This window comes from Yeosuana sp. (assembly GCF_057126245.1).
On the sequence record NZ_DBNGMQ010000064.1, the window covers coordinates 1 to 26,492 of the forward strand.

19 protein-coding genes are annotated in these 26,492 nt (G+C 32.3%); 12 read left to right on the forward strand and 7 right to left on the reverse strand.

What is annotated here, in order from left to right:
• Window positions 1-88 precede the first annotated feature (88 nt).
• Window positions 89-856, reverse strand: coding sequence for a hypothetical protein (locus AC15TD_RS07840; RefSeq protein ID WP_484451583.1), 768 nt, complete (start codon window positions 854-856; stop codon window positions 89-91).
• Window positions 857-1,287: 431 nt separating this feature from the next.
• Between AC15TD_RS07840 and AC15TD_RS07845 the strand changes: the two genes are divergently transcribed.
• The 9 genes from AC15TD_RS07845 (at window position 1,288) to AC15TD_RS07885 (ending at window position 12,576) form a co-directional block, all read left to right on the forward strand.
• A complete protein-coding gene (locus AC15TD_RS07845; protein WP_484451584.1) occupies window positions 1,288-2,031 on the forward strand; it encodes a lysophospholipid acyltransferase family protein in 744 nt (247 codons plus the stop codon).
• Window positions 2,028-4,352 (forward strand): phosphotransferase, encoded by a 2,325-nt coding sequence (locus AC15TD_RS07850; protein ID WP_484451585.1) that lies wholly within the window; start codon window positions 2,028-2,030, stop codon window positions 4,350-4,352. The genes AC15TD_RS07845 and AC15TD_RS07850 overlap by 4 nt, the downstream gene beginning before the upstream one ends.
• On the forward strand, window positions 4,353-4,877 hold the full coding sequence (locus AC15TD_RS07855; protein ID WP_484451586.1) for a CDP-archaeol synthase: 525 nt from the start codon (window positions 4,353-4,355) through the stop codon (window positions 4,875-4,877).
• The gene (locus tag AC15TD_RS07860) at window positions 4,874-7,306 is read left to right on the forward strand and encodes a PEP/pyruvate-binding domain-containing protein (protein WP_484451587.1); all 2,433 of its coding nucleotides are present in this window, start codon (window positions 4,874-4,876) and stop codon (window positions 7,304-7,306) included. Before AC15TD_RS07855 ends, AC15TD_RS07860 begins: the two co-directional genes overlap by 4 nt.
• Window positions 7,303-8,031, forward strand: a complete 729-nt coding sequence (locus AC15TD_RS07865) for a hypothetical protein (RefSeq protein WP_484451588.1) — start codon at window positions 7,303-7,305, stop codon at window positions 8,029-8,031. The genes AC15TD_RS07860 and AC15TD_RS07865 overlap by 4 nt, the downstream gene beginning before the upstream one ends.
• A gap of 1 nt (window position 8,032) precedes the next feature.
• Entirely contained in the window at window positions 8,033-9,004 is a 972-nt protein-coding gene (locus AC15TD_RS07870) for a class I SAM-dependent methyltransferase (RefSeq protein ID WP_484451589.1), read from the forward strand.
• Between the two features lie 9 nt (window positions 9,005-9,013).
• On the forward strand, window positions 9,014-9,955 hold the full coding sequence (locus tag AC15TD_RS07875; protein WP_484451590.1) for a fatty acid desaturase family protein: 942 nt from the start codon (window positions 9,014-9,016) through the stop codon (window positions 9,953-9,955).
• Window positions 9,956-10,221: 266 nt separating this feature from the next.
• Entirely contained in the window at window positions 10,222-11,019 is a 798-nt protein-coding gene (locus AC15TD_RS07880) for a DUF6090 family protein (RefSeq protein ID WP_484451591.1), read from the forward strand.
• A gap of 387 nt (window positions 11,020-11,406) precedes the next feature.
• On the forward strand, window positions 11,407-12,576 hold the full coding sequence (locus AC15TD_RS07885; RefSeq protein ID WP_484451592.1) for a carbohydrate binding domain-containing protein: 1,170 nt from the start codon (window positions 11,407-11,409) through the stop codon (window positions 12,574-12,576).
• Window positions 12,577-12,924: 348 nt separating this feature from the next.
• Here the strand turns inward: AC15TD_RS07885 and AC15TD_RS07890 are convergent, their stop codons facing one another.
• Complete coding sequence (locus AC15TD_RS07890; RefSeq protein WP_484451593.1) at window positions 12,925-14,505, reverse strand: phytoene desaturase family protein; 1,581 nt, start codon at window positions 14,503-14,505, stop codon at window positions 12,925-12,927.
• A 282-nt stretch (window positions 14,506-14,787) separates the two neighbouring features.
• Here AC15TD_RS07890 and AC15TD_RS07895 point away from each other — a divergent pair, with 282 nt between their 5' ends.
• Window positions 14,788-15,135: a hypothetical protein gene (locus tag AC15TD_RS07895; RefSeq protein ID WP_484451594.1), complete on the forward strand. Its 348-nt coding sequence runs from the start codon at window positions 14,788-14,790 to the stop codon at window positions 15,133-15,135.
• Between the two features lie 79 nt (window positions 15,136-15,214).
• Here the strand turns inward: AC15TD_RS07895 and AC15TD_RS07900 are convergent, their stop codons facing one another.
• Complete coding sequence (locus tag AC15TD_RS07900; protein WP_484451595.1) at window positions 15,215-16,447, reverse strand: aminotransferase class V-fold PLP-dependent enzyme; 1,233 nt, start codon at window positions 16,445-16,447, stop codon at window positions 15,215-15,217.
• A 189-nt stretch (window positions 16,448-16,636) separates the two neighbouring features.
• Between AC15TD_RS07900 and AC15TD_RS07905 the strand changes: the two genes are divergently transcribed.
• Window positions 16,637-17,413: a DUF1295 domain-containing protein gene (locus tag AC15TD_RS07905; protein ID WP_484451596.1), complete on the forward strand. Its 777-nt coding sequence runs from the start codon at window positions 16,637-16,639 to the stop codon at window positions 17,411-17,413.
• 646 nt (window positions 17,414-18,059) lie between these two features.
• On the opposite strand, the gene AC15TD_RS07910 is transcribed toward AC15TD_RS07905, so the two are convergent.
• Window positions 18,060-19,520, reverse strand: a complete 1,461-nt coding sequence (locus tag AC15TD_RS07910; RefSeq protein WP_484451597.1) for a YiiX/YebB-like N1pC/P60 family cysteine hydrolase — start codon at window positions 19,518-19,520, stop codon at window positions 18,060-18,062.
• A 153-nt stretch (window positions 19,521-19,673) separates the two neighbouring features.
• Between AC15TD_RS07910 and AC15TD_RS07915 the strand changes: the two genes are divergently transcribed.
• Window positions 19,674-23,684: an FG-GAP-like repeat-containing protein gene (locus tag AC15TD_RS07915; RefSeq protein ID WP_484451598.1), complete on the forward strand. Its 4,011-nt coding sequence runs from the start codon at window positions 19,674-19,676 to the stop codon at window positions 23,682-23,684.
• 1 nt (window position 23,685) lies between these two features.
• On the opposite strand, the gene AC15TD_RS07920 is transcribed toward AC15TD_RS07915, so the two are convergent.
• From AC15TD_RS07920 to AC15TD_RS07930, 3 genes are all read right to left on the reverse strand, one after another.
• Window positions 23,686-24,930, reverse strand: a complete 1,245-nt coding sequence (locus AC15TD_RS07920; protein ID WP_484451599.1) for an NAD(P)/FAD-dependent oxidoreductase — start codon at window positions 24,928-24,930, stop codon at window positions 23,686-23,688.
• Window positions 24,931-24,947: 17 nt separating this feature from the next.
• Entirely contained in the window at window positions 24,948-25,955 is a 1,008-nt protein-coding gene (locus AC15TD_RS07925) for a 4-hydroxyproline epimerase (RefSeq protein WP_484451600.1), read from the reverse strand.
• An 18-nt stretch (window positions 25,956-25,973) separates the two neighbouring features.
• Window positions 25,974-26,492 (reverse strand): aldehyde dehydrogenase family protein (locus tag AC15TD_RS07930; protein ID WP_484451601.1); only part of this gene is annotated, 519 nt, incomplete at its 5' end.

The window sequence follows — 26,492 nt, forward strand, 5'->3', positions numbered from 1 at the left end:
AGGTGTATTGAAAAAATGATTAGCCAAAAAAATAAGGTGAGCATGCCGCTCACCTTATTTAAAACTAAAAGTTTAAGAAAGCTTCTAGTTAATCATCTAATAAGTTGATATATTCTTTTATCTTATGCCTAAGAGATTCTGCTAATTCATTATTACCATCAGAATCTTCTGGACTAATTTCAATTATTCCATCTTCATTTCCATCAGTAGCTAAAGTCAAGTCTACACCATTAACACTGTTTAAAATTTGACCTAAATCAAAATCAATAACAATGCCTTGAGAATTTTGGGTAACAGAAATATCAAATTGCGCATCCTCAAAATCGACTTCCACTTCATCATTAAAATTATGCCAGAAAATAAATGGAGTGCTGTCTATGGTTCCTTGAATAAGGATAGATTTGCCAAACAAATCACTTGAAGAGTCGGTACTCACATCAAATTCAAATTCCAGTTCATCATAATTTCCAACAGGGACAGTAACATTTAAGAAACTAATTTGACCTGACATTAAATCAATTTCAAATGGTCCCATTAGTTCAATTTCATCTTCATAGTCATAGAAGCCATCATCATCCCATAGCTCATTTTGGTCTTCTTCGTAGTTATCGTCTTCAAGGTCTATTTCTAGCTCAAATTTACTTAAGTTCATTCGGAAATCTTCGATAGCAATATTTCCAACCATTCCTTTAGTATCCGAACTTTTATTTGTCAAATTGGTAAAAGAACTTTTTGCGCTAATGTTAAGTTTTCCAACATTAGCATCTGTTTCATCGTTAGAACAGCTTGAGCCTAATATTAAAGATAGGGTCAATAAAAATAGAATGCTGTTTTTTAAATTCATTTTGTTTTTCATAATTGATTTGGGTTTAATATTATACACATATAACAGTTATGTGTTAAAATATCCTACCAAAAGCATTGGAATTTTTACATTTTTATTTTGATTATTTTATTAAATAACTGATATATATTGAATTAAAAATATTAATGTACGGCTGAATATTTACAATATATTTAATTTTAACTGCGGTATTTTATAATATTTATTACTTTCCGTTACTCTAATAGACTTAAAACATTAGCGTTTAATATCGTAAAAGAAAGCAAAGTTCATCAATTCTTCATTAAATTGGTTCGACAAAACAGTATTATGGGGAACTAAATAAATAAAACCACTCAAGAAATAGAGGGTTATTTATTTACACAAGTTGGGGTTATGCAAATTTTATTGAAAATATTAGAAAAATTGATATAACTTGTTCAAAAAACCAACCCTTTTAGAAATTGAAAAATCTAATAACCATTTACCGATGGATAACTGCCCTAACGATTACCTTAATTACGGGAAGTATTGCTTTAATATTAGTTATCATAAGCTTCGGGAACTTAAGAAACCTTTGTGTAACCTATATTATTAAACCCTCTTCTAGGTTTATTTTATGGGTTATAGGCTTCAAAGGTTATTATCCACCATTGGATAAATTTCCGAAACATCAAGTACTTTATACTTTCAATCATAATGCTGAACAAGATATTTATCTTTTAACTGCCTTAGGGCTTCAAAATACTAGATTTCTTCTTTCTGAAAAAACATGGATTTATATTCCTTTAGTTATTTCTGCTTTAGCAACAGGAACACTTTATATACCTCAAAAAAAACACCCCAGAAGAAGATTAAAATTCTTTAAGAAGACCACTAAATTTCTTAAAGAAACCAACTATTCCATAGCGGCGTCATCTGAAGGTGTGCATAACCATTTTCATGGGATTGCCCCTTTTAATCGAGGGATATATCACATGGCCATAGAATCTAATATTCCAATTGTACCCTTGTTTATTAATGTTCCTGAAGAAAGTAATATGACCGACTCCAGATATGCTAAAAACGGAACCTTAGGGATAGAACTATTGGAAGAAATTTCTACAAAAGATTGGGATATTAATAATCTAGATAAGCATATTAACGAGGTTAGAAATGTTTTTGTTAAACGATTCAACGAATTAAATCCAAATAGTAAAACTACATGAAAGCAAAGTATCAGCAAGCACCAGGTAGAGGGTTAATGAACCAAACCGCATTTGAGTTAAGGATGAATTATTTAGAGACCTTATCTAAAGATATTAGTACGGATGTAAAGTCTGAATCCATAGCGTTATCTCAAATACAAAATAATATTGAAAGTTTTATAGGGACCGTTGAAATTCCTTTAGGTTTAATAGGACCTCTATTATTTATTGATAAGGATAATAAAACAGAATTAGTACATAGTGCTGTAGCAACAACAGAAGGAGCCTTAGTCGCGAGTATGAACAGAGGTGCAAAAGCTATAAGTGAGAGTGGTGGTTTTGAAGCACATATTGTACATCAAAAAATGGTAAGAACACCTATGTATACGTTTAAACGTTTGTCAGAGTCAATAGCCTTTGATGAATGGATTAAACGTAATTTCAAAAAAATAAAGGCGAGGGCACAAATGCATAGTAATCATGCTGATTTACTTGAAATTGCAAGCGTTATCATTGGAAAAATTATACATCTAAAATTTGTTTATTCAACAAGTGATGCTTCAGGACAAAATATGACCACTTCCTGTACCTGGAATGCGTGTTTATGGATTGAAGAAAATTTTGAACGCGAGACTTCCATAGAAATCTTAAATTTTGTAATTGAAGGAAATGGAGCATCAGACAAAAAAGTTTCTTTTTATGCCATGCAAAATGGAAGAGGGTGCCATGTTATTAGTGAATGTTTTCTAACAAATGAGGTAATTGAAAAAACATTGAGGACCAATGCAAAAGATATGTTTAGTTCCTATAATCATTCACTCTCCATTAGTCGCTTAGATGGTATGATCGGACATAATGTTAATGTTGCTAATGCAATAGCAGGAATTTTTGCTTCTACAGGACAAGATTTGGCGTGTATTCATGAGTCTTCGATAGGTATTTTGCAAATAGAACTAACAAAAGAAGGCCTATATCTGTCACTCATACTTCCTAATTTAGTTATAGGTACAATAGGTGGGGGTACTCATTTACCAGTACCAGCCCGAATATTAGAATTGATGGGTTGTAAGGGCACAGGAAAGATTGAGAGGTTCGCAAAATTAATTGCTGGTTTTGCTTTATCAATTGAAATTTCAACGTTAGCCGCAATTGTTAGTGGTCAATTTGCTCGCGCCCATCAAAAATTAGGAAGGAATAAACCTATAAAATGGTTACTCTTATCTGAAATAGATATGGATTTCATTAAAAAAAACACACCATATTTTAGTGAAGAAATAGATAGTGTAAGTTTTAATAATGAAATACATTTAGATAATGGGATTCTTACAGATTTAACAAAGAAAATCACTAAAAAAGTCATAGGGTTTATTCAAGCTGATATCCAGACTGTTGAGGGAAAACATATTCCTATATTACTTAAAAGTAAGGCCCTAGGTAAGGAAGTTTTGGATGGCTTACATTTTATGGCAAGTAATGTTAGCGTGGATTTAGCTGATATTCTTGTCATGCATTACCATGCATTGGAATATAAAGACAACAACATAAAAGAATTAGCCGTTTATGAGGCATTACAAAATATTAGTTATGAATATATGCCTACTTTCTATGGCTCAAAAAAAGACAGCGATAGAGAAATTTATATGATTATTATGGAACGGCTGGATTCGAATGATATGCTTTTAATAAATTCCGAATCCAATCCTGAAAAATGGACCATTCCATATATAAAAAGAACTATAGATAGTATTCATATTGTGCATGCTCATTTTCAGGATGATGTAGATAAAATTGAATCAATTGAAGTCTTTGCTATTGAAAAAGTTCTTAAGCTTTACTATGCTTTTGTGGGTTTAAACAGGAATGATTATGATTATTTAAATGTAGATTATCGCTTTGATGAATTAATAGATTTTATAGATGATTGGAGCAAAAATGGATATAACCCCAAAAGCAAAATGACTTTAATCCACAATGACTTTAACCCGAGAAATATTGCCATAAGGATTAATGGAAATCCATGTATCTATGATTGGGAATTGGCGACTTACGGCATTCCTCATCGAGACATATTTGAGTTATTGGCCTTTACACTATCGCCCGATTTTATAGCGTCTGATTTATTGGATCTTTTGAAACACCATTTTGCATTGGTCGAACAAATAAATAATAAAAACTATAGTTGGTCAGATTATTTGTTTGACTTTGAACTAGCTGGTAAGGCATTTTTAATTTCAAGAGTGAACTTTTATTTGACGGGGAGTATTTTAATGAATTATCCATTTATTGAAAGAGTGTTTGTAACATCCTTTCAAATTTTAGATTCGCTTAAGAAAATGTCGTAGATGAATAATTTATATAACCATATCTATCTGTTTTTTATCCCTTTAATTATTGGTAATGTTTCGCATATGGTTATTGTCAAACAAAACTGGTTTCAAGATCTAGCTTACCCTATTTCAAAAATTTTATTTGGTTATAATAAAACGTATAGAGGGGTTATTGTACTTCCCATTATTACAGGGTTAATAGCTATGCTAAGTAGTTTATTGTTTGGACCATTTGAATTATCGATAGGGTATGATATATATGTTGGCTTAGGTCTTGGACTTGCTTATGTTTTGGCTGAGTTACCTAATTCTTATATAAAAAGAAGGTTAGGGATAGCAAATGGAGAACAATCTAACAAGTACAAATATTTACAATATTTCACTGATAAAGCAGATTCTTTAATCGGTGTTTTGGGATTCTACTTTTTAGTAACTGAGGTCTCTTTTACGACCGTCGTGTTGATGTTTATATTAAGTATGATTCTACATGTTGGGATTAGTCAATTATTAGTGTTAATTAGAATAAAGAGGAAATTTTGACCTATATAAAACCACTCCAAGAAACTCTTTCTGATTATTTGGTAGGAGCAAAGGCTGCTAGTCTTTCATCCTTGATTTCTTATGGATACAGTGTTCCTAAGGGCTTCGCTATTACTAAAAGATTACTGGAATTCTTTAATGAAAAAAAATCCTTTCCACAGGGTTTTAAACATTCCTTAGAAGGATATTTAACTAATTTGAATTCGCTTAAAGTTATTATTAGAAGTTCTGCCATTGGTGAAGATTCGGACAGTTATTCTTTTGCGGGTCAGTTAGATTCTTTTGTCGTCAATAACACTATAGAAGAAGTACTATTAGCTATTCGAAACTGTTGGTCTGGCCTTAATAATGATAGAGTTATAGCCTATGAAAAGCTTTCAGGGAAAAAGCTTGTAGAAATGGGGGTGGTTATTCAAGAGTTTTTAGAAGCAGACTATGCAGGTGTAACATTCACATTATCTCCTTATAATAATGACCAGATCTATACAGAATATGTTAAAGGTGCTGGTGAACAATTAGTTTCTGGGAAAGTAACTCCAAAAAATTTCTCAGTTGATTTTAGCGGAACACTTAAAGAAGAACTGCCTTTTAACGGTTCAGAATTAATTCGTTTAGCAACGAGTTTAAATGAAAAGTATGGGTATCATATTGATATAGAGTGGGTGGCTAAAGACCAAAATATATTTTTAGTGCAAGCCAGACCCATTACTGTGTTACAAAAAAAGAAAGTACATTGGACAAATACAAATTTAAACGAAAATTACCCAACTCCAATGTCTCCTTTACTGTACTCTATAGCTCGAGATTCCTATTACCACTATTTTAAAAACCTTGCCGGGCTATTACAAATACATAAAAACAGCCTCCGTAAATTGGAGTATGATTTTAGCAATACTGTGGGTATTTGGGGTAACAGATTGTATTATAATATGACGAGCATTCATAATATTCTTTCTTCATCTCCATTAAAAGATTATTTTAAGGATGCATTTAATAAATTTGTAGGGTATTCTGAAAAAGATGTAGCTCAAGTAGACACTTCAAAAACCACTTCTTTAGCTCGTTTATTATTTCGTCTTATTCGATTAAATTTTTCTTTAGAAAAACATGTTAAAAGTATCGAACTAATGGTTGATGATTTTTCTTTGAATGCAAGTAAAAATGATAAAAACCTTCCCTTAGCATCCTTATTCTATACCTTTTTAGATTTGAGATTCAACCAATGGTATCGTGCAAGTTTAGCCGATTTTTTCTCTATGATACATTATAAGGTTTTAGGAGAAATAACTCAAAAATTTTATGGCGAAAAAAGTATCGGAATGCACAACACTTTAGTGCAAGCCATCCCAGGATTAATGAGTAGTGAACCATTAAATGACACATATGATATTGTTCAAAAAATAAAAGGAATGGATGAATTAAAATCATTCTTTTATTGCCATTCTTCAGAGGAAGTATACCAAGAAATTCAAGAAAATCCAAATTATTTAAATATTAAGAAAAGCCTGGATGTATATCTTGAAAAGTGGGGGTTTAGATGTTCAGGAGAACTCATGTTTTTTAATACAAATTATATTGAAGAACCCGCAAAATTTATAGAACTGTTAGAAGTCTATATGTCTCAAAACGCTCAAGACCCTCGAGAAGTAATTGCTATTAAAGACCGAGAACGTAAACAAGCTATGCGAAATTTTGCGTGGAAAATAATAAAAAAAAGAACGATATTTTTTCCAGTATCAATTGTTGAAGTGGGGATACTTTATCTGAGCGCAAATCTTTGTAAACAAGCCATATCATCTAGAGAAAGGGTGCGTTACAAACAAGCGAAAATGTATTACCATTTTAAAACTATTATTAAAAAGATTGGTGCTAAATTTAAGGAAGAGAATAAGATAGAGCTTATCGACGATTTGTTTTTCATGAGTTATAAAGAGATTGGGGAATTGTTATCGTCTTCGGCCATGTTCTCAAAGGATTTTAATGAAGTCATTCAAGAACGGCGCAGGCGATTTAAAATTGAATCAAATCTGGAATATCCAGAGAATTTTACGACTATTTTTGGCGAACGCCCAGAATCGATAATGGAAGAGGTTTCTTTCAATGGAAACTTTAAAGAACTACATGGATTAGCTGTTAGTGGTGGAAGGATTAAAGCTAAAGTAAAAGTACTTGGTTCAGTATTAGAAAGCGCCAAGCTCAATAAGGGGGATATTTTAGTAACGAAACAAACAGATCCAGGATGGGCTATGGTATTTCCTTTAATTGGAGGCCTTATTGTTGAACGTGGAGGAGCTTTATCTCATGGAGCCATCGTGGCTAGAGAATTTGGAATTCCTGCTGTAATTGGCATCGCGAATATTACGGAGATCTTAAAAGATAATGATGAAGTAATTTTAGATGGGGATATGGGTAATATTCAAGTTTTATGAAAACAGTCGTAAAAGATTATATAAAAATTAGAATTCATCTTCTTCAGCTAATTGCTTTAACTTTACTTATGACTATTCTAATTTTATCTATTAATGATGCTTTGGATGTTTGGATTTATGTCATAACATTTTTGTTTTCATCGATTATAGTCTTTAGAATTATTGATGATACCTTTTCAGTGGAAGCAGATAGGAAAGAACATCCAGAAAGGATTTATTTAATACCCACCCAATTTAAATTATTTAAAAAAGTAACTGCAATAATAGTGGGTATATACCTTTTAATTATTGGCCTCATTTTTTCATCTGTTTTTTCAATAATATTTTTACTTTTAACCAGTTCAGTTGTCTTATATCTTTTATTTAGAAGGCATTTTTTACTACTAAGATTAATTCCATTATTAAAGTACCCTGTATTTCTATTCTGTGTTGCAACAATCTCAAATAATAAAATAGAATTGGAGGTATTTCTTTCATCCTTTTTATTAATGGCAGGATATGATAGTTTTGATGCTGTAAAAAGAAACCGAGATCACATTTGGAAACCAATGTTATTTCTTTTTTGTTGTAGTATTCTCCTTTTTAAACCTTGGGTTTATTATATCAACATTCTATTTAGTTTGGTGCCATTACTTATCATCTATATCTTTAGACACAAAAGTTTTACCCCTTATTTTTCGATTATATTTTTTCCAGCAACATATTTTATACTAACACTATTATAACATGAAGAATCAATTTTTAAAGGAATTTAAGAATCCAGATAGATACCAATTTGAAGAAGTTAATTGTTACTATTGTAATAGTGATAATTATTCGTTTTTCTTGAAAGGGGAAGAAGATTTAACTGGTAAGGAAGGTGAATTTCAATATGTGAAATGTAATGATTGTGAGATGGTATATCAAAATCCAAGAATATCAATAGATCAAATCAAGGAATTTTATGATGGAGAATATATTGCTCATCGTAAAAAGAAAAACTGGGGGATATTGACACCCTTGTATGAATGGACAATGAATAAACACGATAGAGATAAAGAAAAGATAGTTGCAAAATATGTTGAACTTAATAAACAAACAGAAATCTTAGATGTCGGTTGTGCAGTGGGAACATTTTTACTTCACATAAATAAAAAACACGGTGTAAAAATTAGCGGAGTAGATTTTAAAGAAGGATTAGAGTATCCAGACTTCGATAAAATAGAGTTCTATGAAGGCTTGTTTTATGAACAAGAAATAAAAGAAAAAAGATACGATGTTGTGACCATGTGGCATTTTTTAGAACATTGCTACGACCCTAATAAATCAATACAAATGGCAAAAAAAGTACTTAAAAAAGAAGGGAAACTTATTATTGAAGTACCTAGATTAGACAGTATTACATTTAAATTATTTGGAAGAAAATGGCCAGGTGTTCAGGCTCCTCAACATACTGTCATGTACGACAAAAAAGCCTTTATTAATATGATGAAAAAAAATGGGTTTAAAGTGATTAAATATTTGCCTTATGGGGCCTTTCCTCCATATTTTTATGTTTTTGCAGGATTATATTTTAAGATTATAGGGAAAAACTTAAATTTAAATCGTATTATTTTTCCTTATTTTTTAGGACAATTTATTTTAACGCCCATACTATGGTTTCAAAAGTATTTGAACCTATCTATGCAAACCGTAATATGTGAAAAAATTGATATTTAATTAAGTCTTATGATTAAGCATAAATCGATAACATCAAACTTAAAAGCTAGAAACGATCTTGCCTTTTTTGGTTTGGTAATTCCATTATTCCTTTTAGTATCTGGAATATTGCTTTCAATTAAATATGGTGGTCCCCTTTATTGGATGGGCCAACTACTATTGTCATTTTTCTTTCTACAGACTTTTATTTTATTACACGAATGTGGGCATTTGAGTTTCTTTAAAACACGATTATTGAATAAAGTAATGGGACATTTGTTTGGCTTCCTATCGATGATTCCATATTATTCTTGGCAGCAAATGCATAATTTACATCATCGATGGACAGGTTGGAGAGATAAAGACCCTACCACTGAAACTACGGCAAATCCAAGTTCTTCTTCTACAAAAAATTTAATTGTAAATATAACTTGGCGATTATTTATTCCGGTGTTTTATATTAGTTATAAATTAAGTAATTATTGGAATTTGTTTAAAATTAAAAGATTTTTAAGCCCTAAAAAATACAATAAAGTTAAAATTCAAGCCATAATATATATCATCATATATATGCTTTTGAGTTACTTTTTTGGAGAGCTTATAGTCCATCTTTTTGTTCCTGCTTTCGCTATTAGTTTATTGTTGAAAGAATCGGTTATTATGACTCAACATTCCCATATTGAAATACCTGTTTCTAATAATAAAGAAGTGAAACCCATATCCTATTTAGACCAAGTTAAATACACAAGAAGTTTTTATATCAATACATGCTTTGCTAAGTATTTCTTGTTTAATTTTAATCTTCATGAGGCGCATCATGCACACCCAGCGATACCAGCTTATAAATTATCGAATGTTAATTTAGATATTTCAGAAAGGCCTAAATTTTTCTCTTGGTTGGTTAAAGCAAAAAAAATGAAAGGAGTAGATTATATATTTAAAACCTCTAAGCATACAGGAGAGATGTTTTAATTTAGTGTATTAATTGGTTTCTAGTTTTGCTTTATCCGTTTTTTCCTTGGTTAGATAGTTCATACCTTTCTGCTGTGAAACAAGACTTATACATCGATAATTATTATCATAGAATAAAACAAGCCTTATTAATTCTTTATTAAAATGCTTTGACAAAACAATATTAGAGGGAGCAAAAACAGAAAAGTTCAACAGAAACGTTGGGCTTTTTTTGTTCAAGACAGTTAGTTAATTTCTTCTTATCTTTATACTTACTATCCATAACAATGATTAAATTCTTCCGACATATACGCCGACAACTTCTAGTAGAAGGCAAAATGGGGAAGTACTTACAATATGCTATTGGTGAAATAGTACTGGTTGTAATTGGAATTTTAATTGCACTCCAAGTTAACAATTGGAATATAAAGAAGATTAATGAAAATTTAGAACAACAAATTCTTATAGAATTAAAGAAAGAATACAAAAGTAATTTGATTCAATTACAAGAAAAAAATCAGATTAGGGAAGGTTTAATAATGCGCTCTACAGAATGGTTAATTAAACAAATCGATAATCAAGTATTAGAAATTAATATTGATTCTTTAAATCATCATTTATCAAGGACACTTTTAGTTCCAACCTACGACCCAATAATAAGTGTAACAACAGAGTTAATTAATGCAGGCCAGCTAAAGCTAATACAAAATCAAGAACTAAAAACAAAACTTACGAAATGGCCAAGTGTTACAAACGATTTGGTGGGTGAAGAGATTCAATATGTAAAATTTATTTATGAAAATTATATGTTTTTCGTTTTAAAAAATTATAAAATGCGACCATTGGTAAGATTATTACAAAATGACAAGTCTGTATTAAACATTTTAAAGGTAGACCACTCTCATTTTAATTTGAATTATAAAAATAATAACGACGAAATAAATGAGCTCTTTGATAATAAGGATTTTGAAGATTATTTGTCGTTAATTATGGGGTTTTGTAATTTTTTGAATAATACAACAAATGTCCTTATTGAAAACAACAAGGAAATAATAAAGCTTATTGATGTAAAAATAAAGCATTAAGTGCTTTACTAAAATAGGTTTAAACATAAGTCAAACAGAAATGTTGGACTTTTTTTGTGTAATATCCTTTCATTATATGTATTCAAGTATGAAAATAAATCATAAAAATTACTCTAAAGTTGTACAGAAGAAAATTAGTTTAAAATGAATAAATTAAAGAGTAGTAGTTAGCTCCTTTTTTTAAGTAATCTATGTTGTCAATGTAGATAAATAGTGATTATTCTGAACATTAGTTAACTGATATCGCTCATTGCAAGTTGCTAGTGAAACAATTACATTTAGTAATAAATCAAATCATCTCATGAAACATCCATGACTAAACCTTTATACCCTGTGGAATGATTAAATGGATGCTGCATGTGATAAAAAAACAATAAATATAAACACATGAAAACTAATTGCTTTAATTCATTATTTTTTTGGATTATTGTATTGACGATTTCAATGAGTCATTCCCAAAACTTATTAACTAATGGCGACTTCAGTTTAACTAATAAAATTGTTTCCTTTGTTGATGGACCGCCTCCTGCAAATAAGTGGTCAACATGGCAAGCAGACAATGTAGACGCTAATGCAACTGTTATAAATCAAGAATTAAATTACCAGATTCTTAAGTCTGGAAATCAAGCATATGAAGTGCAGCTGATACAGGCAGGTTTCTCTCTGGTTGCTGGACACTCATATAAACTTTCATTTGATGTTAAAGCAGACTCAAACTGTACTTTTGGTATTTTTCTGGGGGAGAATAATGGAAACTGGACAAGTCTTATAGGAGTTAATAACTACAAGCAAAATGCTACTATTGAATGGAGAAATATTAGTATTGAATTTGATGTTTTTACCGTATTTCCATACCATAAATTAAGTTTTGAGTTAGGTATGTTAAATACAAGTATTTTTTTTGATAATGTAATATTAATTGACCTTGGTATTGAGAAACAAGCCGTTAGTTCAGAGCTAAATTCTTTCAATAAAATTTTAGGCATTCCAGGATTCAGACCTGAATCAAGGCTTGGTCAAGCATTTATAAATTCATACAAAGAGTCAAAATATATTATTTACCCAACTATTACTAGAACAATTGACACAATAACTTGGTCCACATCATTATCAAAACAGTTTGCTCAAAACTTGAAGATAGATGAAAATTTGAATATCAGCTTAAATGAAAGTTTGCTTAATCCAGGTGAATTAATGGGAAAAAATCAATATGAATTCTTTAGATATGATATGGTAAGGCTTGGGAATGAGATTAAGATGAAAAATGGAAAAATAGATTATTTTATAATTCCAGAAATTTTATTTGAACCAGAAAGAAACGGGACACTTTTTGTTTTTGGAATTCATGTTTTTATCCTTAACAATGAGGGTGAAAATGCATTTTCTTTCTTACTTAATTCTCATCACGAGCTTTTTACTGAGGCAAAATTATATGCTTATAACCCTAATGATAATGATTTGAAAGAATTAAAAAAAAGGAGCTTAGACGCAGCATTAATAGCTTTTAAACTAATGGTTAATAGAGAAAAATCAATAATAAATAAAAGTAGTGGCTAGATTATCAAATAGAATGGTTAAACAAATTAAAGTTTAACGTAACTCATTAATGGGTAATTAATTATATTTGGTTTATAGGTTATTTTTCAAATTCAACTACTTCTAAAAAGCCACTCACATATTTTTTTTGGAGCTATATGTCTATGCCTCCCGGTATTTGAATAGACTAAAAACATATGCTTTTAATATCGTAAAATGAAGCAAATTTCACTAATTCTTCATTAAATTGGTTCTACAAAACAATATTAGAGGGAGCAAAACAAAAAGTACTTACATTATGTAGGGACATTTTTATTTCTAATTACTTCATAATAATTTGAACAGTTAATGATTAATCTTATAAGTATATTATAAAGCTTTCAGTACATTTTTACCAGTCATGGCCATGGTAGTCAATACACCTGAAAACAAGGCCCCTCCAACACCTGCTGTTACAATATCTTGACCTGTAAGATAAAAGTTTTTAATGGGTGTTCTAGGTTTTAAAAAGGATTGTCTAAACCTGGATGGACCATGATCTAATCCATAAACTTCGCCATTTTTATAATTGGCAAAATGTTTGGTAGTTAATGGTGTTGAAAGTTCATAGCAATTTATTTTTCCTTCCACCTGTGGGAGTTGTTTGTAAAGTTCCTTTAATAAGCGTTGTGCGATGTCTTCTTTGAGCGTTTCATACGCATCTCCTCTTTTTTTCCAGGACGTCTCAGACCATTTTTCAAATGCTTCAAAGGGCATTAATGTAATGATATCAATGGAACTTTTATCAGGATAGCGGTTGGACCAGTCCGGATCTTTGGCTGATGGAAAAGAAAGATATACCATAGGAAATGGTTGAGATAAATCATTTAAATATCTGTTAACACAAGTGTCATGATCACCTTCTGCTGGATAAATCCAATAATTTGTTTTAGGAAGCTTAAGGTCTTTTGGAGAACCTTCTAAGCCAATATACAAGCTTACATGTGCTACTGATGGCTTAACTTTTTGTAACTGTTCTTTCAATTTATGCTTTATAACCGTTGTGGATGGTAATAATGAATTATAAGTAATCATTATTCCGGCATTACTCACAATGTTTTTGGCTCGAATTATTTTTCCATCTTTCATCTGCACACCAATAGCAGTATTTTTATCAATGATAATCTCTTCTACTTCTGCGCTTACCAGAATCGTTCCTCCTGAAGTCGCTATTACAGGATCTATGGTTTTAACAATCTGAGAAGAACCTCCAATAGGAAAATTTCCTCCATCAAAATAATGTCTGGCCACAGAGGCATGCATGGAGAAGCTACTTTGTTTAGGGGGGAGTCCATAATCACCATATTGACCAGAGAGGACTTTTATCAAGGTTTCATTTTTGGTTAAAGAACGAAGTACTTCATCGGTTGTTTTATCTGAGAATTTATAAAATGGCTTTTTTAGAAACTTACCAAATAATGTATTTAATAAAGGAGATATGGCCTTGCTGATATAATAGTTCTTACTTGTTTTTACAGCCTTAAACACTAAATTGATGTATGTATTGATGGCCTGCGCTTCTTCGGGGAAGTAGGAAATCATTTGTTTTTTGAAGTTTTTAACCCCTTTTACAAAATCGAAGTGTTGATCGCCAATAACGATACGGTCATATACGTCACCAATGTCAGCCCACTTTAGTTCATGGTCTGTTACATAATCAAACAGTTTTCTTAAAATACTATTTTCCCGTTGTACTTCACCTATATAATGGATGCCTACATCCCATTCATAGCCTTTACGTTTAAAAACATGCGTAAAACCACCTGGCGTATAATGTCGCTCCAACACCAAAACCTTTTGACCTTGTTTTGATAGGATAGCAGCTGTTGCAAGACCTCCCATTCCTGATCCTATTATGATAGTGTCGTAAAATACCTGTAACTGTGGTCGTTGTTTGTAGGACTGAATCATTTGGTTTACTTAGTTAACTAAAATACAAAATAGGATTAACTTTTTTTTAAATAAAAAAATTAAAGATAACTACATTTTAAGTTTGTTGTATGAATCCAATCGGTAGCAGAATTAGTTAAAACCACTTATGAAAACCGAGTGGTGGTTTTATGTATATTTAAACAACCAACTGTCTTCACTTTCATTTTACTTGATTTATGACATAAACTTAATAAAAGGAGGCAAATAATCTTACTTTTAGTATTTACAATGGGTGTCTTTTTTAACTTGTCAGCCTAAGTTATGAATAACACTGAAGATAAGACGCCACAACAACGCTATGACTTCCACAGAAGTAAAAAGAAAGCAAATAACACGGCCGCATGGATAACTTTAGGTGGAGGAGTAGCTATGATTTTTGGAGGTATTGGTATTAATTTGAGTGGAGGAATATTGGATGATGACACAACAAATAATAGCAAGGGACTTTGGTTATCATATCTAGGTGCTGCAACGACTTTAACAAGTATCCCTTTGTTTATATCTGCAGGAAAACATAAAAAAAAGGCAAAAATTCAATTACAAAACGGAGTGGTTGGCTTTAATAATGAGATAAAATATTCAGGAGTTTCAATAGTTTTTTCTTTTTAAAGAATACATGATAAAATAGAGAAACGAAAGAAACATATCCTAAAAATCTAGGACTTTTCTTTGGTTTAGATAGCTCTTATTAATCGTTTAAGGCCAATTTTAATCCTTCTATTAATTGATCGATATCTTCCATACTTGTATAATGAACAAAAGATATTCTTAAAACGCCTGGCTCTAGTGGTATATCCATATCTATTAAAGGGCGAACCGCATAAAAATTACCCATACCTAACATTAATTTATGGTTTGTTAAAGAAGCATAAACTTTTTTCAAGTCTTTTTTTAGAGGAATAATAGATACTATTGGTAATCGATTGTCTATATTATTTGGTCCTATTATTTTAATATCTGTTCTGGATTTTAAAAAATGAAGCAACGTGTCTAACAGCATGTTTTCATGTTGTCTAAACAAGTTATTTAAAGCTAAATTTCTTTGTGCTGGTTCGATGATTTCATTAAAGTGATGATTATAAACCAAATCAAAATAATCAAGAATTCCACTTGCTGAAGCAATCTGTGCATGATCTGGGCCAGCGGGTGTTAACATGCTTCTTGTGATACCTTCTTTAAAATAATGAGACTGATTGTCCATTTTTAAGATCAATTCTTTTTTTACATACATCAACCCTAAATGAGGGCCAAAAGTTTTATATAAAGAATACAAGTAAATATCGGCTTCTAAATCTTTTAAATCTGGAAACCCATGTGGTGCATAACCAACACCATCTACTACAGATAAAGCATTATGTTTATGAGCTAATTCACTGATTTCTTTAACAGGATTAATGTGCCCTATCACATTAGAGCAATGCGGGAAAGCGACCATTTTAGTCTGCTTAGAAAACAACAATTCTAATTTTTTTAAGTCTAATAATCCTGAATCTGCGTCAACATGCCATTCGATAATTTTTATTCCTTGTTTCGCTAACCGTCTCCAGGCTCCTGCATTCGCCTCATGGTCCTGACAAGACACAATAATTTCGTCTCCATCATCCCACATATTTCTCATGGCATTGGCTAGCACGTATATGTTTTGAGTCGTTGATGGACCAAAATGAACTTCCGATTCATCTACGTTTAGGTAGTCTGCCATTCTTTTATATGATGCCTCCATGAGTTCTCCAGCAAGTAAAGATGCGGGATAAGGGTAGTTAATCTGTACCTTGTTTTTCATATAAAAGTCAGTTAACCTATGAATAAATTGTTTACAAGGATAAGAACCACCGGCATTTTCGAAAAACGCCCAACCGTTAAGTGTTGGTTCTGAAAAAGCTGGAAATTGGGATCTTACAAATTCTAAATCAAGTTTCATAAATAAAGTAAAGGTATCAAAGATTTAAAAAACGAATTAAATCAATATTAAACATTATGTCGGTATTAGTTTTAGTTGATGAGATGCTTAAAGATAAGATTTCTAACAGCTTTTTTAATCTATTTTATAAATTAAACCTATTGACTTAAAAATTTCTTATCTTACATATTACTAAAATTTCTTCTAATAATGGAGTTTTTATTTGCAAAAGCAGCAATAGCAATTCTTATAAGTATCACCTTATTATGGATTTTAAGTGTTTACTTAAAAGACGCTAGTATTGTCGATATTTTTTGGGGATTAGGCTTTGTTATTGTTAACGGGATTTACTTTTATTACTCCGAAGACACTTATTTACGACATATCATTATTTTTTTTTTAGTGACGATTTGGGGTTTAAGACTTTCACTATATCTTGCATATAGAAATATAGGAAAGGGAGAAGATTTTAGGTATCAGGAATTTAGAAAACATTATGGCGCGCATCGATATTGGTGGGTTAGTTTTTTTCAAGTATTTCTTTTACAAGGGTTTTTAATTTTGATTGTGTCTTTACCATTATTCGGAGTTAATTTTTATAGCAAATCAAATGAGTTAGTATGGTTAGATTATTTTGCAATAGTGATTTGGGTCATCGGGTTTGTTTTTGAAACCGTTGGCGATCTTCAATTAACTAAATTTAAAAGCAACCCGAATAATAAAGGAAAGGTTTTAGACAAAGGGCTTTGGAAATATACAAGACATCCAAATTACTTTGGAGATGCTGTAATTTGGTGGTCCTACGCCTTGTTTTCTATAGCTTCTGGTGGTTATTGGTGCATATTGGGATCGCTATTTATGACGTTTTTAATTGTAAAAGTATCGGGTGTGGCCCTTTTAGAAGGCACGTTAAAAGATAAAAAACCAGAATATCGAGATTATATTAGAAAGACGAATGCATTTTTCCCTTGGCGACCAAAAAAATAGATGATGTTAAGTTATTTAAAAGATAATATTTGGTTTGTACTCTTTATTTTGTGGGGCCTTCCTCTTTCTCATTACAGAAGTAAATTTAGAAAAATTGTTTACCAAACAGAAAGTTGGATAATCAATATAAAACCCGTATTTCTTAAAGAAATTAAGGCGTTGTTTGGTAATATGTATCCTGATAATCCAGATTATAAAAAACTGAGAAACTTCTACCTATTCTATTTAAGCATTTATTTTGTTTTATTTCTGCTGTATTTAAAATTTAGTAAAACTTAGAATTCCTTTATAAACAATGGATAGGTAATGATTTTTTATAATATTTAAAATAATTAATATGACGTACAATAGCTTGATAATAATAGTAGGTATTATTTTATTTGGATGTATTCTATGGAATCTTTATGTAAGTATCCAAATAGTAACGTATTTAAATGAAAATAATATTGAGTCAAAAATTGCGCACCAGAGGGGTAGAATATTTAAGTTTCTACCATTATATAAAAAAATTTCCTTTGAAAAAACTGGGAAAGTAGGTAAATTATATAACTCTTTTATACTTTCATTTGTGTTATATATAATATTCTTATTAATAGGAATATTATTGGTTGCCTTTTAAAATGTGATTCTCATTTTAGAAAAGAAGCTAATTCTTTATTGAATTTTCGGCCATGTTTACCAATTGCCAATATGGTGGTAAATACCCGTTTTCTTCTTTAAAAACAGCAACTTTCGATGCTGTTCTTAGTTTACATTTCTGAAATTTATCTACAAAATCATTATTCTTTAATGCCATAGTAGCACTCATGCCATTTGGAATAATTCCATCATATCCTAGCATATTTGAGACTAAAGAATATAACTTAATAACTCTTGCTAGCGGCAATGACCAAAATTTGTAATCAAGTTTTTCTCCAGCATTAGCTTGACCTATTAAGGCGTCCATAACCGCATTATCTAAATGGTCATTAAAAAGAATGTCCTTGTTTCTCCATTCAGCTACTACACTAAACATAGGGTCGTATTCAAGGTCTGAAGGCATTTGAGTTACAAAATTTTCTACACCAAATGTATTTAACCAACTTATAATGCCATCCGAAGAGATGGTCGATTTAAATTCCCATAAATTAATTCCAAACTGTTTATATGCATAAGATCCTACTTCTGAACAAAACATGGCTGAAGAATCATAATAGTCCATTTTAAAATCATAAGGAATATGTCTGTTTTGAGACTCGTTAAAAATATAAGTTGATGCTTCATAGGGAAGCATAGGGTTTGCTTTTAATTTGGGTAAATCTGCTCGAGGTCGCATCACCATAAACCTTAATTTTTCATCTTTTAAATAATCATCAAGCGTTGCTATCGCAACTCCCTTTTCTATATGAGCTTCTACAAAATAAGGGGTGTTTGTTTTTTTGTCAACATGTATTAAAGCAACATGAGAAAAATTACCTGGATAATCATTTCCTCTTGATATAAATGCAGAAACTTCAGCGCCTCCACGGCTAACAAGTAAATCACCGCTATGTACTTTTATACCTAATACCATTGCTGATGGCGTATTAGATTTTTCTTCGGTTACAAACATAGTAGAGACAAAGTCGTCATCACTTGATTGTAATAAGATTTCTTCGGCCGCTGCTCTCATGCCATAAAGCAACCGATAGGATGTTTTTCTGGCACTTAAACTACTCATATCCCAAAAATAGGAATCTGATTTTATTTTTTTTCTTACGCTATTATAATATCTAATATACCAATCAGATTTATTTTCCTGAGCACTAATTAGTGGCGAAATTTTAAAAAATCTGTCTTCGATTAATTGGTATAAACTGTCTTCTGGGTTAGTTTTTTTAAGTTCCAAAGCGATAAGTAACTCATCCAAAACAAATTCCTTTTCTTTTATTAAGGAGTCTAAAGTCTTTGGAGGTATTTTTTTTGATTCTTTAAATGAACCTTCTAAATGTTTCCATAACGCATCTTGATTCCAAATAAATGGAATTTCTGAAGCTTTTAGTAGTTTTTGGTTTTTTTCAGGCAGCGGAATTAACAGTAATAAGTACAATCCAACAATGATTTTTAAAAACAAAAAAAAGTTTTTCATAGTACTTAATAGATTTTTTGTCTATTCTGAAATTGAATTCAAATATAATAACTTCTAAAGGTAAGTCTTTTATTGTTCACAATATTTTCATATTTGAAAAGTGTAAATGATATTATTATTAGTAATTTGCATTATATTTTTCCCAAAATACTAATGAAATATTTATTTTTTACAATCATAGCATTTGGTCCTTTTTGTAATAGTGTAAATGCTCAGAATTTTCAGCAAATTCAAGCGGTTGCCGGTTTAAGCGTTTTAGAGGAAACCAATGGTGTTGCAGTTGCCGATTACGACGGGGATTTAGATTTAGATCTCTTTGTTGTCGCTGCAGGAAAAGACGAAAATGGCATAGAAAAAACGCATAGTAAATTATTTAGAAATGATAATAATGGTTCATTTACCGATGTTACCAACGAATCTGGATTAATAAATTTATTTCCATTTGAAGATTATAGCTTTGCGAGTCCAGCATTAGAAGGTGTAAAATATGGTGTGTCATGGGGTGATTATGACAATGACGGATTTCCAGATTTGTTTTTTACACATCAGTTTAAAGTACAACTCTTTCATAATAACGGGAATGGAAGCTTTACCGAAAAAACAACCGAAGCAGGATTTATAAAAAACAACAATTGTTGGAATACATGCGCAACTTGGTTCGATTTTAATAAAGACGGATTTCTGGATATTTATATTGGCGATTGGGGTGAATGTGACTACAACAGTTTTTATATCAATAATGGTGATGGAACTTTTAGAAACGAATCACTTACCTTTGCCAGCTCAGAAAAAAATAGACGATCGTACTTAGCATTCCCTTTCGATTTTAATCAAGATAGCTGGTTCGATATTTATATTTCTAACGATAGCGATGTGCCTAACGAACTTTTAATAAATATCAACGGTACAAGTAGTTTTGAAGATGCGGCTAGCTATGGTTTAGATCATGCAAGAAACGATATGGGCATTGCTGTTAGCGATTATAACAACGATGGTAATTTTGATTTCTTTGTCACTAATATTATGGAAAATGTATTCCTAAAAAACAATGGCAACAATATATTTACAGATATCGCTGCAGAAAAAAATCTGCGAGATACTGGTTGGGCTTGGGATAATATTTTTGCCGATTTTGATTTAGACGGCGATGAAGATTTATTCATAGTTAATGGATTTAAATTAACAGGACCTCAAAATAATTTTTATTTCAAAAACTTATTGAATGAAGGACAGGATGCGTTTGAAGATATTTCAGCAGAAATAGGTTTAAACGATACCTCAATTGGCGTTAGCGCTTGTCCTTTTGATTATGATAACGATGGCGATTTAGATTTGTTCGTCTCTAATTTTGATAGAGCATCCTATTTATACAACAACCAAACTATTGAAGCTAATCAAACTAACAATGCAAACTGGTTTAAAATAGCCTTACAAGGCACAACCTCTAATCGTGATGCTATTGGTACGACGATTTCGGTTGAAACAGATATGGGAACGTTCCATCGATACTATACAGGAATCGGGTTTTTATCACAGAGTTTACAAGCGGTTCATGTAGGTTTAGGGAATGCAACAACCATTAACGATATCACTATTAAATGGCCTTCAGGACTTATTGAAACGTATCAAAACCTAGATATTAACACCTATATAAAAGCTACAGAAGCAAATGGATTTGAAGTACTTAACGTGCAGCCAAGTAATTATATTTATGGTTGTACAGACCCAGAATCTTGTAATTACAATCCGTTAGCTACAAAGAATGACGATAGCTGTGAGTATTTGTCGTCGACAGACATTATGGGCGTAACGGAATCTGGTTTTAATAATACGGATGCATATACGTATAACCTTCCTGCAAATTATCAAATTACCTGGACGGTTTTAGGTGGTCATATCGTTGAAGGTCAAGGCACGAATACAATAAGCATAACATGGGGAGAAGAAGCCGTTGGCGTTATTACAGCGCAAGTTTCTAACGGAAGTTGTGTTAGCACCAAGTCCGAGCTCAATGTAGCACTCGATATTAATAACGTTTCAGAAAATATTTCAATCGCCAGAATCTGGAATGAAGCGCTTTTAGAAGCCATTCGTAGAGATTTTGCAAGACCAACAGTACATGCCCGCAATTTATTTCATACATCTGTTGCCTTGTATGATAGCTGGGCGATTTACAATAGCAATGCACAACCATATTTTATTGGAAATACGGTTCATAACTTCACGAGCACTTTAAAAGCATTTACGCCTTTAGAACCCTCCGACGTTTCCAAAAAAAAGGCGATGAGTTATGCCGCTTACAGACTTTTAATGTATCGTTTTAAAAACTCTCCCGGAGCCGAAAAAAGTATGGCAAGATTCAATTTAATTATGAATCAGTTGGGGTTTGATACGTCTTTTACATCTACCGATTATGAATCTGGGAACGCTGCTGCCTTAGGAAATTTTATAGGGGAAACCCTTATTAATTACGGAAAAACCGATGGTTCAAATGAAGCTACCGATTATGATAATACGTTTTACGAACCTATAAATCCACCTCTAAATTTAAGTATCTCTGGCGAAGCCACTGGCTTATTAAATCCAAACCATTGGCAACCTTTATCTTTTAATACGTTTATTGATCAAAGCGGAAACTTAATTCCGGGAGCAACGCCAAGTTTTCTGGGACCGGAATGGGGCAGTGTGCTACCATTTGCGTTATCTGAAGCAGAAAGTGAACTATTTCAAAGAGGTGGAAATACCTATCACGTCTATCACAATCCCAGAACGCCACCTCAATTAGATCTTACAACGGAAACAGTGTCTAGCAATGAATATAAATGGAATTTTTCATTAGTTTCCATTTGGAGTTCTCATTTAGATCCTTCAGATGGTGTTTTATGGGATATTTCACCCACTTCCATTGGAAATATTGATATACAAAACATTCCAGAATCATTTTCAGAATTCCCTGATTTTTATAACCTAATTGAAGGTGGCGATATTAGTAAAGGTCATGCTTTAAATCCTTCAACAGGACAACCTTATGTGTCTCAAATAGTTCCAAGAGGAGATTATGGGCGAGTACTTGCCGAGTTTTGGGCTGATGGTCCAGATTCTGAAACACCACCAGGACATTGGTTTACCATTCTTAACTATGTTAGCGATCATCCGTTGTTAGAAAAACGATTTAATGGTCAGGGTGAAATTTTAAGTTCGCTAGAATGGGATGTAAAATCATATTTTATATTAGCAGGAGCCATGCATGATGCAGCCATATCGGCTTGGGGCATTAAAGGCTGGCACGATTATATTAGACCTATTTCAGCCATTCGCTATATGAGTGAATTAGGACAAAGTAGCAACCCTAATTTAGATAATTATCATGTTGGGGGCATCCCGTTAGTTGATGGTTTTATTGAAACAGTTGAAGTTGGCGACCCGTTAAGCGGTCTCAATAATGAACACGTTGGAAAGATTAAAGTGTATGCTTGGAAAGGGCACGATTTTATTACAAATGCTGAAACCGATGTGGCTGGTGTAGGCTGGATTTTAGCTGAAAACTGGTGGCCATATCAAAGACCATCCTTTGTAACACCACCTTTTGCAGGCTTTGTTTCGGGGCATTCTACATTTTCACGTGCAGCGGCTGAAGTAATGACGCTCATTACAGGAAACGAATTTTTTCCAGGTGGAATGGGTGAGTTTGTTGCCAAAAAGAATGATTTTTTAGTATTTGAAAAGGGCCCATCGGTGGATGTGATTTTACAATGGGCAACCTATAGAGATGCTTCAGACCAAACCAGTTTGTCACGTATTTGGGGTGGTATTCATCCACCGGCAGACGATCTTCCAGGAAGATTAATTGGTGAAAAAGTTGGTATTGAAGCCTATAATTTTGCGGTACCTTATTTTAGTTCAGACATTCCTCCTATAGAAAATTCAAAAGATATTATCATATATCCTAATCCAACAGTTAATAATGAGGTTTTTATAGCCAATACAAGCCTAACCGATAGCTTTACATTATTCGATTTAAGTGGTAAAACCATAAGAATAGAATCAACCCATTTTGACGAAAATAAAACAACAACACGGATAAATTTACCAAAAGCTATCGCCAAAGGGATTTATGTACTTAAAGTAAATGAGCAATCTAAATTAGTATTTGTAAAAGATTAGATTAAGCAAATCTTTCTGGTGAAAGTTCCGATAAATCGAATGATGTTTTTTTATTGCTCACAGTTTCAGTAATAAGTTTTCCCGTAATAGGCCCTAAGCTCCAACCCATCATGGCATGACCAGAAGCTACGGTCAAATTATCATATTGGCTTGTTTTGCCTATAAATGGCAATCCGTCTGGTGACACAGGTCGTAATGCCGACGTGGCTTTTTGCTTTTCTCCTTCAGTAATTTCAACATCGTTGTAATAGGTTTTTGCGGCATTTGCCAAAGCATCAACCCGTTTTTTTCTAACAATCGTATTATTTCCAGAGAACTCCATGGTACCTGCAAAGCGTGTAAATGTATCCATAGGTGTAACAGCTGATTTAGCTTCCACTAAAATGGCAGGAATTGTTATTCCTGTCGGTCTGTGTACATCCATACTATAGCCTTTCCCACCTTGTATAGGGATTTTCAATTGTAATAAAGACGCCAAATGAGACGTCCAGCTTCCGCTAGCCAACACGAAATCATCAGCTTCAAATATATTATTATGCGTTTTTACTGCTACTATTTGTCTGTTTTTTACAGTGAAATCGGTTACTTCTTGATTTGTTTGAAAATTAACACCATTGTTTTTAAGCCAGGTTTTTATCGATACCATGAAATGATTTGGAGTGGTATGTGAATCGCACAAATAATGAACCGCTCCAATTACATGATTAGAAAAAATAGGCTGAATGTTATCTAATTCTGTTCTGTTAAGTAAGCATACCTCTAGTCCTTCCTTAACCGCTCGCCGTGCAACATGATGTTCTTCTTCCTCAGTTTTTGAATTAGTGAAAGCCATTAAAATTCCTTTCTTTTCGTAGTGAAACTGAAAATCTAAAGACGCTAGTAGATCCTCATAAAGCTTCTGACTTTTAACATTGAGTTCTTTTAAAATAGGTATTGATTTTTCGACATTGGCTTTTGTTGCCGATTTTTTAAACTGTAAACCCCATTTTAAAAAATCAAGATCTAGTCTCGGTTTGATATAAAACGGACTAGAACTATTCAACATCCATTTCAAGCCTTTCGTTATAATACCTGGTGATGCCAAGGGAATAAAATGGCTTGGTGTTAAATAACCAGCGTTTATAAATGAAGCACCCGTAGAGATATCACTTTTATCTAAAACGGTTACAGAATAGCCTTCTTTTACTAAGTAATATGCGCTACATAAACCAGAAATACCGCCACCAATAATCACTATTTTTTTCATATAAACCTTTGTTAATTTTATAAAACTTGAAATCCATGTGCATAAGGATCATCATCATCAATAATAATATTATTATAACCTGTTACTTGTGCCCATCCTTTTATACTTGGTATAATAGCTTTTTTATCGGCCAATGTTGTTTCTTCTTCAACCTTGCCTATAAATTTACTGCCAATATAACTTTCGTGAATAAAATCGGCTCCTTTTTTTAAAAGGCCTTTGGCATATAATTGTGCCATACGCGCAGAAGTTCCTGTACCGCAAGGTGAACGATCTATGGCCTTATCACCATAAAATACAGCGTTTCTTCCAGACGATGTTGGGTCGATTGAGTTGCCCGTCCAAAGCATATGGCTTACATCTCTAATCGCACTATTTTCAGGATGAATAAACATGTTTGGGTATTTAATATTGACACGTTCTCTCACTACTTGAGAGTATTGAATGATTTTATTAGCCGTTAAATCTTGAATACCACTAAAGTTTTTTTGAGGGTCGACAATGGCATAAAAGTTTCCGCCATAAGCAACATCAAAAGAAAGTGTTCCTAACTCTGGGCAGTCAATTGTTAAGTTTTCTGCAGCTAAATATGATTTGACATTGACTAACTTCACCCAATTTACTTTTTTCCTTCTTTGTTGATATTCAATTTGAACCAAACCAGCGGGCGCTTCCATTTTAATCTTTCCAGGTGTTTTAGGGGTAATTAAGCCTTCTTCAATAGCAATAGTAATCGTACCAATAGCGCCATGACCGCACATGGGCAGGCAACCAGAGGTTTCTATAAACAAAATGGAAAAATCATTTTCAGGATTATCAGGTGGAAATAACATACTACCACTCATCATATCATGACCACGGGGTTCAAACATTAATCCTTTTCGAATCCAGTCATATTCATTTAGGAAATGTTCACGTTTTTCAATGATTGTTTTACCAATAAGATTGGGACTTCCACCAACGATCACTCTCACGGGATTACCACATGTGTGGGCATCTACACAAAAAAAGCTTTTCCTTGCCATTTCTTAATTTAAGACTCCTTAATTTTTTAATGCTTCTGGTAATAATTCGTTCGGAAATGATTGATATGAAACGGGTCGTACCCATCTTTTTATGGAATGAATGCCAACAGCCGAAAAACGAGAATCTGTCGACGCTGGGTAAGGACCCCCGTGTTGCATAGAGGGACAAACCTCTACGCCGGTTGGAACACCGTTAAAAATAATTCTACCCACACGATTTTCTAAGGCATCTATTATCTTTTGAAGGGTTGAATAGTCCTCTTTTTCGGCAATGATGGTGCCTGTTAATTGCCCTTCTAATCCATCTATAATTTTGATTAATTCTGCTTCATCTTTGGCTGTAACGACCATTGAAAAAGGGCCAAAAACTTCTTGATGTAATTTTGGATTGGCTAAAAAATCTGATCCAGAAACAGTAACGACTTGCGAAGCTGCATAATTATCTTTGATGTCTGTTTGAATTTTTACAACACTATTTACACCGCTTTGCGATGTTATGCTTGCTCTCATGGTATCAAAATTATGTTTGATATTTGG

Excerpts from the sequence above, each read along its gene's own strand:
- AC15TD_RS07840 (WP_484451583.1), bottom strand. The coding sequence starts at position 856 with ATGAAAAACAAAATGAATTTAAAAAACAGCATTCTATTTTTATTGACC.
- AC15TD_RS07850 (WP_484451585.1), top strand. The coding sequence starts at position 2,028 with ATGAAAGCAAAGTATCAGCAAGCACCAGGTAGAGGGTTAATGAACCAA.
- AC15TD_RS07855 (WP_484451586.1), top strand. The coding sequence starts at position 4,353 with ATGAATAATTTATATAACCATATCTATCTGTTTTTTATCCCTTTAATT.
- AC15TD_RS07865 (WP_484451588.1), top strand. The coding sequence starts at position 7,303 with ATGAAAACAGTCGTAAAAGATTATATAAAAATTAGAATTCATCTTCTT.
- AC15TD_RS07870 (WP_484451589.1), top strand. The coding sequence starts at position 8,033 with ATGAAGAATCAATTTTTAAAGGAATTTAAGAATCCAGATAGATACCAA.
- AC15TD_RS07875 (WP_484451590.1), top strand. The coding sequence starts at position 9,014 with ATGATTAAGCATAAATCGATAACATCAAACTTAAAAGCTAGAAACGAT.
- AC15TD_RS07880 (WP_484451591.1), top strand. The coding sequence starts at position 10,222 with ATGATTAAATTCTTCCGACATATACGCCGACAACTTCTAGTAGAAGGC.
- AC15TD_RS07885 (WP_484451592.1), top strand. The coding sequence starts at position 11,407 with ATGAAAACTAATTGCTTTAATTCATTATTTTTTTGGATTATTGTATTG.
- AC15TD_RS07890 (WP_484451593.1), bottom strand. The coding sequence starts at position 14,505 with ATGATTCAGTCCTACAAACAACGACCACAGTTACAGGTATTTTACGAC.
- AC15TD_RS07895 (WP_484451594.1), top strand. The coding sequence starts at position 14,788 with ATGAATAACACTGAAGATAAGACGCCACAACAACGCTATGACTTCCAC.
- AC15TD_RS07900 (WP_484451595.1), bottom strand. The coding sequence starts at position 16,447 with ATGAAACTTGATTTAGAATTTGTAAGATCCCAATTTCCAGCTTTTTCA.
- AC15TD_RS07905 (WP_484451596.1), top strand. The coding sequence starts at position 16,637 with ATGGAGTTTTTATTTGCAAAAGCAGCAATAGCAATTCTTATAAGTATC.
- AC15TD_RS07910 (WP_484451597.1), bottom strand. The coding sequence starts at position 19,520 with ATGAAAAACTTTTTTTTGTTTTTAAAAATCATTGTTGGATTGTACTTA.
- AC15TD_RS07915 (WP_484451598.1), top strand. The coding sequence starts at position 19,674 with ATGAAATATTTATTTTTTACAATCATAGCATTTGGTCCTTTTTGTAAT.
- AC15TD_RS07920 (WP_484451599.1), bottom strand. The coding sequence starts at position 24,930 with ATGAAAAAAATAGTGATTATTGGTGGCGGTATTTCTGGTTTATGTAGC.
- AC15TD_RS07925 (WP_484451600.1), bottom strand. The coding sequence starts at position 25,955 with ATGGCAAGGAAAAGCTTTTTTTGTGTAGATGCCCACACATGTGGTAAT.